Raw genomic sequence first — 12,291 nt, forward strand, 5'->3', positions numbered from 1 at the left:
CCGCACCGCCCGCCCAGGCGCCGCCGAGCGCCCCGCCTGCCCGGCGGGTGTGCCGGTAGGGTGGCGGCCGTGGCGGGGCCGATCGCGCTCGTCGGCAGCGGCGAGTTCCTCGAGGCGATGCGCGCCGTCGACGAGCAGCTGCTCGCCGGCCGGCGCCGCGTCGTCGCCGTCCTCGCGACGGCGGCAGCCGAGGAGGGGCCGGCGCGCGTCGCCTACTGGTTCGACCTCGCTCGCGCCCACTACGCCGAGCTCGAGGCCGAGGTGCTCGCGCTCCCCGTGCTCGAGCGGGCCGACGCCGAGCGCGCCGATCTCGCGTCGCTCCTGCACGGTGCCGGCCTCGTCTACCTCTCCGGCGGCAACCCCGGCTACCTCGCCGCGACGCTGCGCTCGAGCGCGTGCTGGGAGGCGATCTGCGCTGCCCACCGCGCTGGGGCGGCGCTCGCCGGCTGCTCGGCCGGGGCCATGGCGCTCGGTGCCGTCGCGCCCGACGTGCGCCGGGCCAGCCGCGTCGAGCCCGGGCTCGGGCTGCTCCCGACGCTCGCGGTCGTGCCCCACTTCGACCACCCGTCCGGCTTCGCCGAGCGCCTCCTCGGGCGCGTCCGGGCGGCGAGCGGGCCCGAGGTGCACGTCGTCGGCATCGAGGAGGAGACCGCCCTCGTCGGCGGCCCGCACCGCTTCGCCGTCGCCGGGCGCGGCGCGGCGTGGGTGATCGGGCCCGGCGCTGCTCGCCGCCGCTACGGACGAGGCGAGCTCCTCGAGATCGGCGGCCGCCTCGAGGAGGGTGCGCTGGCCTGAGCGCCGCGACCGGGGAGCGGCCCGCCGGCGTCGAGCCGCGCGCCTCGCGCGACCTGGGCCGGGACCACGGCCCGGTCGTGGAGCGCCCCACGAACCCCGATCCCGCCCCGCCCCCGACCCTGGCGCACGCCCGCACACGGCGGGATCGCCGGCGAGGCCGAACCCGAGGCCCTCGCGAGGAGCCGCTCGCAGGACGGGCCGAGATCCCCCCGAGCGACGGCCTGCGGGCTGCGACGACGACCGCGCGCCGCGCGGCGGGATCGTCGAGCGTCGGTCCGTGCCGCGCGGTGGCGTCGACGCGCCACGACGCAGTGCCGCTGCGACGCCGCAACCGCCGCCTCCCCGGGACCGTCAGGCCCCGGGGAGGCGAGCCAGCGACCCGCCTGTCGCCACCCAGCCGGGGCACCGGGGGAAGGCGCCGGCTCCCTCGACTCGCCGCGACCCGGCCGTCGCGCTCGCCCGGCCGGGCCGCGCCCGGCGAGCACGGGCCGGCGCCGTGCGGCCGGTCCCCCTCCCTCGGCGCCGGCTCAGGCGCGTGCGACCCGGGCGCGCTGCGCGGCGGTCGGGAGGGAGACGGCCGAGGCGAGGCGCAGGCGGGCGAGGAGCGCGATGACGAGGTAGGAGACATCGAGCTGGTACGGCTCGAGGCCGTGGCGCGCCGAGCGGGGGAACGCGTGGTGGTTGTTGTGCCACCCCTCGCCGAAGGTGAGGAGGGCGACGAGGAGGTTGTTGCGGCTGCGGTCGCCGACGTCGTAGGCACGCCGGCCGAAGGTGTGGCACACGGAGTTCACGGCGAAGGTGGCGTGCTCGAAGGCGAAGATGCGCACGAGCCCCGCCCACACGAGCGCCTCGACGCCCCGGGCGACGCTCCCGGTGGCCGCGAGGCCGATGAGGAAGGGGGCGCCGACCGAGAGCGCCACCCACAGGAGGTAGCAGCGGTCGACGACGCGAAGGGCGCGGTCCTCGAACAGGTCGCGCCCGTACTCGAGCCCGCGCTCCATCCCCTTCGTCGAGAAGAGCCAGCCGACGTGGGCGTGCGCCAGCCCGCGCACCGCCGCGAGCACCCCCTCGCCCTGCGGCCGCGGCGAGTGGGGGTCGCCCGGCTCGTCGGAGCGGGCGTGGTGCTTGCGGTGGTCCGTCGCCCACTGCGTGAGCGGCCCCTGCAGCGTCATCGCGCCGAGCACGGCGAGCGCGACGCGCACCGGCTGGACCGCCCGGAACGAGCGGTGGGTGAACAGGCGGTGGTAGCCGACGGTGATGCCGAGGCCCGTGGCCACGTAGAACGCGAGGAAGAGGGCGAGGTCGAGCGGGCGGAAGGCGACGCCCCAGGCGAGCCCGGCGGCCGACACGACGCCGAGCGGCGGGACCACGACGGCGACGAGGGTGACGGCCTGGCTCACCCGGGACGTGCGCGAACGCACCGTGGCGATCGGGGCCGCGAGCGCCGCTGCCGCCTCGCCGGGCCGGGTCTCGGCGGCGCACTCGATCACGGGGCCATCCTCGCACGCCTCGCAGGGACCCGGCCTATCCTGCGCCCGTGCGCCTGGAGATCGAGCCGGTCGCCCCCGCGACGGTGCGCGCGCTGCGCCGGGACCTGCTGTACCCGGACGCGCCGGGCGACGGGATCGACTACCCGGGGGACGGCGCGCCCGGGAGCGTCGCGCTCGCCGCCTTCGAGGGGGAGGCCCGCCGCCTCGTGGGCACGGCCACCGTCCTCGTCGAGGCGCCACCCCGCCCCCTCGGCGGCCGCGTCTCGCCGGCGTGGCGGCTGCGCGGGGTCGCGACCGTCCCCGACCGACGCAACGAGGGCATCGGCACCCGCCTCGTGGTCGCGGCGCTCGAGCACGTCGCGGCCGCGGGCGGCGGCCTCGTGTGGTGCAACGCGCGCCTCGCCGCGCGCGCCGTCTACGAGCGCCTCGGCTTCAGCGCCGACGGGGAGGCGTTCGAGCTGCCCGGGGTCGGCCCGCACCTCGTCATGTGGCGGTCGGTCGCGCCGCTCGGCGGCTGAGCCTCAGGTCGAGGCGCCGGGGCCCTCGGGGGTGAGCGGCTCGTACTCCGCCTCGTACTGGCGGAGCTGCTCGACCAGGTCGCCCGCCCGGCGCTCGTCGCCCGGGGCGGCCCGCCCGACCCGGCTGGCGTAGGCGATCCGCCCGAGCTCGTTCAGCAGCCCCTCGGCGCGCCGGCGCGCGGCGAGGGCGTCGAGCTTGGCCTGGCCCGCCTTGCCGGCCTCCTGCGCCTTCTCGGCGAGCTGGGTCGCCTGCGCCTTCACCTTGTCCATCAAGCCCATGCGGCACCTCCCGTGCTAGGCCCCGAGGAGCTCGCGCCACGCAGCAAGCTTCGCGCGTGCCGTCTCGGGGGTGAGCGCCAGGCTCTCCTCGGGCACGCTCGCGGCGAGCTCGCGGCGTCGCCCGTAGTCGTGGGCGACGCCGGCGAAGGCCGCCCGCCGGTGCTCGACGAGGTCGCTCGGCGCGTCCGAGAGGAAGCCGAAGAGCTCCGCGGCGAGCTCGAGGTCGGCGAGGACCGGCGCTCTCCCGGCGCGCGCCGCGCGCCGCATCGCGATGGCGACGATCCCGGCGACCACGTCCTCCCGGTGCTCGCCCGGCTCGAGCACGAGGCGGTCCTCGAGCCGCCGGGCGAGGCGAAGCGCGTAGCCCTGGTCGGGGCCGGGGACGCCGCCGCCCCGGCGCCAGGGGGGCCTGGCCGGGAGCACCTCGGCCGGCCGGTGGAAGGTCCACGGCCGCGGCGGCGCGAGCCGGGTCGTCGGGCGGACCTCGTCCTCGACGAGGATCGGGGCGAACTTCGGCTGGGTCATCGGCGGCCTCGTGTGCTCGGCGCGCCCGAGGCTAGCCGACCGCCTCGCCGACGCGCCGCCCGCGCTCGCTCGCCCGCAGCAGGCCGAAGACGAAGGCGTCGACGAGCGCCTGGAAGGACGACTCGATGACGTTCTCGGACACGCCGATGGTCGACCAGGTCCCCTCCGCGTCCGCCGTGTCGATGAGGACGCGCGTCGTCGCGGCGGTCCCCTTGCCGGTGTCGAGGACGCGCACCCGGTAGTCGGTGAGGTGCAGCGCCCCGAGCGCGGGGAAGTGCGCCCCGAGCGCCTGGCGCAGCGCCGCGTCGAGGGCGTTCACCGGGCCGTTGCCCTCGGCCGTGGCGACGACGCGCTCGTCGCCGACGTGGACCTTGACGGTCGCCTCGGTCGTGAGCTCGCCCGGGCTCGACCACGGGTGGACGAGGCGCTCGCCGCCTGGCTCCTCGTCGGGCGCCGCCCGCCAGTCCGAGATCACCCGGAACGACTCGATCGTGAAGAAGCGCCCGGGCGGCTCCCCGCCCGCCGCCGCGCGCATCAGCAGCTCGAGGGAGCCGTCGGCGACCTCGAAGTGGTAGCCGGCGTGCTCGAGCCGCTTCAAGGTGTCGAGGACGCGCGCGAGCGCGTCGTCGCCGAGGCGGATCCCGAGCTCGGCGGCCTTGAGGGCGAGCGTCGAGCGACCGGCGAGCTCGCTCACCACCACGCGCCGGCCGTTGCCGACGATCGCCGGGTCGACGTGCTCGTAGGCGTCCGAGCGGCGCACGATGGCGCTCGTGTGCAGCCCGGCCTTGTGGGCGAAGGCCGCCGTGCCGACGTAGGGGCGCTGGGGGTCGAGCGGGAGGTTGACCACCTCGGCGACGTGACGAGCGACGGGCGTGACGAGCTCGAGGCGCTCGCGCGGGATCGTCTCGACGCCCATCTTCACGGTGAGGTTCGGGATGGTGGCGCACAGGTCCGCGTTGCCGGCGCGCTCGCCGTAGCCGTTGATGCAGCCCTGCACCTGGGTGGCGCCCTGGCGCACCGCGGCGAGGCTGTTCGCCACGGCGCAGCCGGCGTCGTTGTGGAAGTGGACCCCGAGCGTGGCGGACGTCTCCCGGCGCACGGCCGCGACGATGGCCTCGACGTCGTGCGGGAGCGTGCCGCCGTTCGTGTCGCACAGCACGAGCGCCTCGGCGCCCGCGGACTCGGCGGCGGCGAGCACCCGCAGCGCGAAGTCGCGGTCGCGGCGGAAGCCGTCGAAGAAGTGCTCCGCGTCGAGGAAGACCCGCAGCCCGCTCGCCACGAGGAAGGCGACCGAGTCGGCCACCATCGCTACGCCCTCCTCGAGGCTCGTGCGCAGCGCCTCGCGCACGTGCAGGTCGGAGGACTTCGCCACGATGCAGACCACCTCGGTGCCGGCCGCCACGAGCTGGCGCAGCGTGGCGTCCTCGCCGGCGCGCACCCCGGCGCGGCGCGTCGAGCCGAAGGCGACGAGGGTCGCCCGCTCGAGGCGCAGCTCGCTCGGCACGCGCCGGAAGAACTCCTCGTCCTTCGGGTTCGCGCCCGGCCAGCCGCCCTCGATGTAGGCGACGCCGAGGTGGTCGAGCTGGCGGGCGACGCGCAGCTTGTCCTCGACGCTGAGCGACATGCCCTCCTGCTGGGAGCCGTCGCGAAGCGTCGTGTCGTAGACGTCGACCGACGCCGGCAGCGTCGGCAGGTCGAAGGCGGCGTGACCGCCCGGCACCGCAGCCCTAGCCGACACGCTCGAGCCAGTCCTTGTACTCGTCGACCTCGCCGCGCACCGTCGCGAAGAAGCGCTCCTGCAGGAGGCGCGTCAGCGGCCCGGGCGCCCCCGCGCCAAGGCGCCGGTCGTCGACCGAGGCGATCGGGCACAGCTCGGCTGCCGTCCCGGTGAGGAACGCCTCGTCCGCGAGGTACAGGTCGGCGCGCCGCAGCAGCGCCTCGCGCACCTCGATGCCGAGGTCGCGGGCGATCGTCGTCACCGTCGCCGCGGTGATGCCCTCGAGGGCGGCGACCGCCGCGGCCGGCGGGGTGAGGAGGACGCCGTCTCGCACGAGGAAGAGGTTCTCGCCGGTCCCCTCGGCGAGGTAGCCGTCGGTGGTGAGCAGCACCGCCTCGTCGTAGCCGGCGCGCAGCGCCTCGACCTTCGCCAGGGAGGAGTTGATGTACATCCCCGTCGCCTTCGCCGCCGTCGGCAGGGCGCGCGGGTCGTGGCGAGCCCACGAGCTCACCTTGAGGCGGATGCCGTGGGCGATCCCCTCCTCGCCGAGGTAGGCGCCCCACGGCCACACCGCGACGGCGGCGTGCACCTCGCACGGCAGGGGGTTGAGCCCCATCTCGCCGTAGCCGAGGTAGACGATCGGGCGGATGTAGCAGCTCGCGAGGCCGCTGGCGAGAACCGTCTCGCGCACCGCCGCGCACAGCTCCTCCTCGCTGAAGGGGAGCTCGATGGCGAGCAGGTGCGCGGAGCGCGCGAGGCGGGCGACGTGGTCGCGAAGTCGGAAGATCGCGGGGCCGGCGGCCGTCTCGTAGGCGCGGATCCCCTCGAACACCGCCGTGCCGTAGTGGAGGCTGTGGGTGAGCACGTGCACCTTCGCCTCCTCCCAGGCGACGAGCTCGCCGTCCATCCAGATCTTCGGGGTCGGGGTGATCGGCATCACAACCTCCCTGCGACGGCGTCGCCGATCTCGCTCGTCGTCCTCGCCGGCGCGGCGGCGAGGGAGCCCTGGGTCTCGAGCACGGCGCGCTCGATGCGCCGGGCCGCCTCCGCCTCGCCGAGGTGCTCGAGCATCATCGCGGCCGAGCGGATGGCGGCGAGGGGGTTCGCGAGGTTCTTCCCGGCGATGTCGTGGGCCGCGCCGTGCACCGGCTCGAAGATCGACGGCCCGGTACGCGCCGGGTTGAGGTTCGCCGACGCGGCGAGGCCGATGCCCCCCGTGACCGCCGCGGCGAGGTCCGTGAGGATGTCCCCGAAGAGGTTGTCGGTGACGACGACGTCGTAGCGGCTCGCGTCCTCCACGAGGTAGATGCAGGCCGCGTCGACGTGCTGGTAGGAGGTGCGGACGGACGGGTGCTCCCGGCCCACGTCCTCGAAGGTCCGCTGCCACAGGTCGCCCGCGAAGGTGAGGACGTTCGTCTTGTGCACGAGCGTGAGCGAGGTCCGCGGCCGGCGGGCGGCGAGCTCGTAGGCGAAGCGGACGCAGCGCTCGACGCCGAAGCGCGTGTTCACCGAGCCCTGGGTGGCCACCTCCTCCGGCGTCCCCCGGCGCAGCTGCCCGCCCTCGCCGACGTAGGGGCCCTCGGTGTTCTCCCGCACCACGACGAAGTCGGCCTCCGGCGCGAGCGAGCCCGGCACGCCGTTGAACGGGCGGAGGTTGACGTAGCAGTCGAGGGCGAAGCGCAGCGCGAGGAGCAGGCCGCGCTCGAGCACCCCGGAGGGCACCGCGCTCGAGCCGATCGGCGGCCCGATGGCGCCGAGCAGGATGGCGTCCGCGCCCCGCAGCTCCTCGAGCACCGACGCCGGCAGCACGTCGCCGGTGCGCACGTAGCGGTCGGCACCGAGGTCGTACTCGGTGGTGTCGAGCTTCACCCCGGCGGCGGCGACGACCTTCAGCGCCTCGGCGAGGACCTCGGGACCGATCCCGTCCCCGCCGATCACCGCCACCTTGTAGCTCGCCACCTCGCACCTTCCTCTCGTCGCCCGTCCGCCGCCCGCGCACGGCGGCGGCCGGAGCGGCTCCCTCGGGAAACAAAAAGACCGCCCACTTCGTGGACGGCCGACGACGCGCACCCGACGGGGCGCGTCTTCAGGGAATGGCTACGGTCGCTGCGGCGGGCATCTGCCCGTAAGTCTTGCCAGCAGCGCCGCCCCCGTCAACTCTGGCCGCGAGGCGACCTTGTCCGCCGGGCGCAGCGGCACCATGATGGGCACGGTGCCCGGCTCCACCAAGCGACGCGACCTGCGAGCCTCCGACGCCGACCGGGACGCGGCCGTCGACGAGCTGCGCCGGCACGCGAGCGTCGGCCGCCTCACGATCGACGAGCTCGACGAGCGCATCGGACGCGCGCTGCGGTCGAAGACCCTCGGCGAGCTCGAGGACCTGCTCGCCGACCTGCCCGTCGAGCCACCCGAGCCGGTCGTCCCGAGGCCCCAGCCCCTCTGGACGCGGCCCGCCGTGCGCGCCGCGGCGCTGCGCCTCGGGGCCCTCGACCTCTTCTGCGTCCTGGCCTGGGCGCTGAGCGGGCACCCCGTCCAGTTCTGGCCGGCGTGGGTCATCCTCTTCAGCGTCTGGCGTCTCGGGCGCACGAGCCGGAACGAGGCGCGCCGCGAGGAGGCCGAGCGACGCCGGGCGCTCGCCACCGCCCCGCCGCGGCGGCGCATCGGCCCACCCTAGGGCCGTCCCGCGGGCGCGCCCCCAGCCGCTACCCTCAGACAGGTGAGCGAGATCCACCTGAGCGCCGAGACCTACGCCCGCCTCGCCGCCGAGCTCGAGGAGCTGACGACGCGCGGGCGCGTCGAGATCGCCCGCCAGATCGAGGCGGCGCGGGCGCTCGGCGACCTGTCGGAGAACGGCGACTACCACGCCGCCAAGGACGCCCAGGGCCGGATGGAGGCCCGCATCCGCCAGCTCCAGGCGACGCTCGAGCGCGCCGTCATCGTCGAGCCCGGCGCGAGCGGCGGCGAGGTCGTGGCCGGCGCCGTCGTCTCGCTGCGCTACGAGGGCGAGGAGGAGCCCGAGCGCTACCTCGTCGGCTCCATCGAGGAGCGCCGCGACGACGTCGCGGTCATCTCCACCGGCTCGCCCCTCGGACAGGCCCTCCTCGGCCGGCGCGCCGGGGAGTCGGTCGAGTTCCAGGCGCCGACCGGCACGCAGCGGGTCGAGATCGTGTCGGTCGACTGAGCCGGCGCGGGGACGAGGACGGAGGCCGAGGTGGCGACGGGTCGCACGCTGGCGGACAAGGTCTGGGACGCGCACGTCGTGCGTGCCGGCGAGGGACCCGCGGAGCCGGACCTGCTCTACATCGACCTCCACCTCGTGCACGAGGTGACCTCGCCGCAGGCCTTCGAGGGGCTGCGCCTGGCCGGCCGCCGCGTCAGGCGGCCCGAGCTCACCGTGGCGACCGCCGACCACAACGTGCCCACCACCGAGCTCGACGAGCCGGTCGCCGATCCGGTGTCGCGTCGCCAGCTCGAGGCGCTCCGGGCCAACTGCGACGAGTTCGGCGTCACGCTCTTCCCGAGAGGGCACGCCAACCAGGGGATCGTGCACGTCATCGGTCCCGAGCTCGGGCTCACGCTCCCGGGAACGACGATCGTGTGCGGCGACAGCCACACCTCGACGCACGGCGCCTTCGGCGCCCTCGCCTTCGGCATCGGGACCTCCGAGGTCGAGCACGTGCTCGCCACCCAGACGCTGCCCCAGCTGCGGCCGAGGACGATGGCGGTCGAGGTGGTCGGCGAGCTGCCCGCGCAGGTCACGGCGAAGGACCTGGCGCTCGCCGTCGTGGGGCGCCTCGGCACCGGCGGCGGCATCGGGCACGTCATCGAGTACCGCGGACCCGCGGTCGCGGCGCTCTCGATGGAGGGGCGGATGACGCTGTGCAACATGTCCATCGAGGGCGGCGCGCGCGCCGGCATGGTCGCCCCCGACGACACCACCTTCGCCTACCTCGAGGGACGTCCGTACGCGCCGCGGGGCGCGGAGCTCGAGCGCGCCGTCGAGGCCTGGCGGGCGCTGCGCACCGACGAGGACGCGCGCTTCGACACGCTCGTGCGCGTCGAGGTCGGCGGGCTGCGTCCGCAGGTCACCTGGGGGACGAACCCGGCGCAGGTGGTGGCGATCGACGGGGCCGTGCCGAGCCCCGACGACTTCGAGGAGCCGGCGGAGCGGGAGAGCGCCGAGCGCGCTCTGCGCTACATGGGCCTCGAGCCCGGCACGCGGATCGCCGAGATCCCCGTCGACACGGTGTTCATCGGGTCGTGCACGAACTCGCGCCTCGAGGACCTCCGCCTCGCGGCGAGCGTGCTCGAGGGCCGCAGGGTCCACGAGCGGGTCCGCGCCCTCGTGGTGCCCGGGTCGCGGCGGGTGCGCGAGCAGGCCGAGGCCGAGGGGCTCGACCGGGTCTTCCGCGCCGCGGGGCTCGAGTGGCGCCAGCCCGGCTGCTCGATGTGCCTCGGCATGAACCCCGACCGGCTCTCGCCCGGCGAGCGCTGCGCGTCGACCTCGAACCGCAACTTCGAGGGCCGCCAGGGGCGGGGCGGGCGGACCCACCTCGTCTCCCCGGCGGTCGCCGCGGCGACGGCGGTGGCGGGGCACTTCGCCACACCCGACGAGCTCGACTGAGGGCGCGAGGAGGCCTCGACGATGGAGCCCGTGCGCATCGTGAGCGGGAGGGCGGCACCCCTCGACCGCGCCGACGTCGACACCGACCAGATCATCCCGAGCGAGTGGCTGAAGCGGATCGAGCGGACCGGCTTCGGCGCCGGGCTGTTCGCGCAGTGGCGCGACGAGCCGGGCTTCGTCCTCAACCGCCCCGAGTACCAGGGCGCGAGGATCCTCGTCGCGGGGCCGAACTTCGGCACCGGCTCGTCGCGCGAGCACGCCGTGTGGGCCCTCGTCGACTACGGCTTCCGGGCGGTCGTCAGCCCGCGCATCGCGGACATCCTGCGGAACAACGCCACCCGCTCGGGGCTCGTGCCCGCCGAGGTGAGCGCCGAGGCGGGACGGGCGATCCTCGACGCCGTCGAGCGGGACCCCAGCCTCGAGGTGACCGTCGACGTGGACCGGCGCGTCGTCGAGATCGCCGCCCTCGGCTTCTCGGCGCCCTTCCGCCTCGACGACGTGGCGCGCCGGCGCCTGCTCGAGGGGCTCGACGACATCGGCGCCACCCTCGAGCACGGCGGGGAGATCGACGCCTACGAGGCGCGCCGGGAACGCTGGCGCCTCCCGAGCCTGGCGAGCTGAGCGACCCGAGCGCTCAGCGCCGCGGGCCTGCCGCGGCCAGGCGTCGACGAGCGTTGACGGCGGAGACGACCGCCTGCACGCTCGCCGTGGAGATGCTCGCGTCGATGCCGACGCCCCAGCGCGTCCGGCCCGCGCCGTCGACCGTCTCGACGTAGGCGACCGCCTGGGCGGACGCCCCGGCGGCGATGGCGTGCTCGTGGTAGTCGACGACGTCGAGGTCGATGCCGAGGGCGTCTCGCAGCCCCTGCACGAAGGCGGAGATCGGCCCGTTGCCCTCGCCGGTCAAGGTGACGAGCTCGCCCGAGACCGAGAGCTCGGCCGTCACCTTGTCGCGATCGCCGCTCGAGCTCGCCTCGAGCGACACGAGCCGGACGTCCCCGGGCTCGAGGTACTCGGCCGAGAACACCTCCCACATCTCCGCCGGGGTGATCTCGGTGCCGGTGTCCTCGGTGACGTGCTGGATCGCCTGGGAGAACTCGATCTGCAGACGACGGGGCAGCACCATGTGGTGCTCGGTCTCCATGATGTAGGCGACGCCGCCCTTGCCCGACTGGGAGTTGACCCGGATCACCGCCTCGTAGCTGCGCCCGACGTGGTGCGGGTCGATCGGCAGGTAGGGGACCTCCCAGTACTCGTAGTCCTCCCCGATCGCGGCCATGCCCTTCTTGATGGCGTCCTGGTGCGAGCCGGAGAAGGCCGTGTAGACGAGGTCGCCGACGTAGGGGTGGCGGTGGTGGACCGGCAGGCGGTTGCAGTACTCGACGACGCGCCGGAGCGCGTCGATGTCGCTCAGGTCGAGGCGGGGGTCGACCCCCTGCGAGAAGCAGTTGAGGGCGAGGGTGACGAGGTCGACGTTGCCCGTGCGCTCGCCGTTGCCGAACAGGCATCCCTCGACCCGCTCGGCCCCGGCGAGGAGGGCGAGCTCGGCGGCGGCCACCGCGCACCCCCGGTCGTTGTGCGGGTGCACGCTGAGCACGAGCGAGTCGCGCCGGGCGATGTTGCGGTCGAAGTACTCGATGAGGTCCGCGTAGACGTTCGGCGTGGACATCTCGACGGTCGCCGGCAGGTTCACGATGATCGGCCGCTCCGGGGTCGGCTCGATGACGTCCATCACCGCCGAGCAGACCTCGAGCGCATAGTCGATCTCCGTACCGGTGAAGGACTCCGGGCTGTACTCGTAGCGCAGGTCGGTGCCGGGCAGCCTCGACTCGAGGGCGCGGCACAGCCGCGCCGCGTTCGTCGCGATCGCCGTGATGCCGGCGCGATCGAGCCCGAAGACGACGCGCCGCTGGAGGGTCGAGGTGGAGTTGTAGAAGTGGACGATGGCTCGGCGTGCCCCGCGCAGCGCCTCGTAGGTGCGCTCGATGAGCTCCGGGCGGCACTGCACGAGGACCTGGATCGTCACGTCGTCGGGGACGAGGTCCTCCTCGATGAGCTGGCGCACGAAGTCGTAGTCGGGCTGGGAGGCCGACGGGAAGCCGACCTCGATCTCCTTGAAGCCCGTCCGCACGAGCGCGTCGAAGAGCTTGCGCTTGCGCACCGGGTCCATCGGGTCGATGAGCGCCTGGTTCCCGTCGCGAAGGTCGACGGCGCACCACGTCGGCGCCGCGGTGATGGCGCGCGAGGGCCACCGCCGGTCCGGCAGGTCGATCGCCGGGTACGGGCGGTAGCGGTCGAAGGGCATCGGCTTCGGCTGCACGTTCGGGGGTGGCATGTCGGGTC

At 75.1% G+C, this 12,291-nt stretch carries 13 protein-coding genes; 6 read left to right on the top strand and 7 right to left on the bottom strand.

The annotated features are described in order from the left end of the window. Window positions 1-69: 69 nt before the first annotated feature. Window positions 70-795 (top strand): Type 1 glutamine amidotransferase-like domain-containing protein, encoded by a 726-nt coding sequence (locus VKV23_04975; GenBank protein HLI15391.1) that lies wholly within the window; start codon window positions 70-72, stop codon window positions 793-795. 527 nt (window positions 796-1,322) lie between these two features. Here VKV23_04975 and VKV23_04980 read toward each other — a convergent pair. Beyond that, entirely contained in the window at window positions 1,323-2,285 is a 963-nt protein-coding gene (locus VKV23_04980; protein HLI15392.1) for an acyl-CoA desaturase, read from the bottom strand. A gap of 47 nt (window positions 2,286-2,332) precedes the next feature. Here VKV23_04980 and VKV23_04985 point away from each other — a divergent pair, with 47 nt between their 5' ends. After that, complete coding sequence (locus tag VKV23_04985; GenBank protein HLI15393.1) at window positions 2,333-2,803, top strand: GNAT family N-acetyltransferase; 471 nt, start codon at window positions 2,333-2,335, stop codon at window positions 2,801-2,803. Window positions 2,804-2,806: 3 nt separating this feature from the next. On the opposite strand, the gene VKV23_04990 is transcribed toward VKV23_04985, so the two are convergent. From VKV23_04990 to VKV23_05010, 5 genes are read right to left on the bottom strand one after another with little or no spacing between them, the layout of a single operon-like run. After that, on the bottom strand, window positions 2,807-3,082 hold the full coding sequence (locus VKV23_04990) for a hypothetical protein (protein ID HLI15394.1): 276 nt from the start codon (window positions 3,080-3,082) through the stop codon (window positions 2,807-2,809). A gap of 15 nt (window positions 3,083-3,097) precedes the next feature. Next, the gene (locus tag VKV23_04995) at window positions 3,098-3,607 is read right to left on the bottom strand and encodes a hypothetical protein (GenBank protein ID HLI15395.1); all 510 of its coding nucleotides are present in this window, start codon (window positions 3,605-3,607) and stop codon (window positions 3,098-3,100) included. A gap of 31 nt (window positions 3,608-3,638) precedes the next feature. Beyond that, window positions 3,639-5,327 carry a citramalate synthase gene (cimA, locus tag VKV23_05000; GenBank protein HLI15396.1) on the bottom strand — a complete coding sequence of 563 codons (1,689 nt, stop codon included), beginning with the start codon at window positions 5,325-5,327 and terminating at the stop codon, window positions 3,639-3,641. Between the two features lie 7 nt (window positions 5,328-5,334). Continuing rightward, window positions 5,335-6,261 carry a branched-chain amino acid transaminase gene (locus tag VKV23_05005; protein HLI15397.1) on the bottom strand — a complete coding sequence of 309 codons (927 nt, stop codon included), beginning with the start codon at window positions 6,259-6,261 and terminating at the stop codon, window positions 5,335-5,337. Then, window positions 6,261-7,283, bottom strand: a complete 1,023-nt coding sequence (locus VKV23_05010; GenBank protein ID HLI15398.1) for a 3-isopropylmalate dehydrogenase — start codon at window positions 7,281-7,283, stop codon at window positions 6,261-6,263. Before VKV23_05010 ends, VKV23_05005 begins: the two co-directional genes overlap by 1 nt. A 217-nt stretch (window positions 7,284-7,500) precedes the next feature. Between VKV23_05010 and VKV23_05015 the strand changes: the two genes are divergently transcribed. The 4 genes from VKV23_05015 to leuD are packed head-to-tail and all read left to right on the top strand — an operon-like array spanning window position 7,501 to window position 10,569. Further along, window positions 7,501-7,998, top strand: a complete 498-nt coding sequence (locus VKV23_05015) for a DUF1707 domain-containing protein (protein ID HLI15399.1) — start codon at window positions 7,501-7,503, stop codon at window positions 7,996-7,998. A 42-nt stretch (window positions 7,999-8,040) separates the two neighbouring features. Then, entirely contained in the window at window positions 8,041-8,505 is a 465-nt protein-coding gene (gene greA / locus VKV23_05020) for a transcription elongation factor GreA (GenBank protein HLI15400.1), read from the top strand. Window positions 8,506-8,535: 30 nt separating this feature from the next. Beyond that, on the top strand, window positions 8,536-9,948 hold the full coding sequence (gene leuC / locus VKV23_05025; GenBank protein HLI15401.1) for a 3-isopropylmalate dehydratase large subunit: 1,413 nt from the start codon (window positions 8,536-8,538) through the stop codon (window positions 9,946-9,948). Between the two features lie 21 nt (window positions 9,949-9,969). After that, on the top strand, window positions 9,970-10,569 hold the full coding sequence (gene leuD / locus VKV23_05030) for a 3-isopropylmalate dehydratase small subunit (GenBank protein HLI15402.1): 600 nt from the start codon (window positions 9,970-9,972) through the stop codon (window positions 10,567-10,569). Window positions 10,570-10,582: 13 nt separating this feature from the next. Here leuD and leuA read toward each other — a convergent pair whose 3' ends face one another. Beyond that, window positions 10,583-12,283, bottom strand: a complete 1,701-nt coding sequence (gene leuA / locus VKV23_05035; GenBank protein ID HLI15403.1) for a 2-isopropylmalate synthase — start codon at window positions 12,281-12,283, stop codon at window positions 10,583-10,585. Between the last annotated feature and the right edge of the window lie 8 nt (window positions 12,284-12,291).

This window comes from Acidimicrobiales bacterium (assembly GCA_035294085.1).
Classification (GTDB): domain Bacteria; phylum Actinomycetota; class Acidimicrobiia; order Acidimicrobiales; family Bog-793; genus DATGLP01.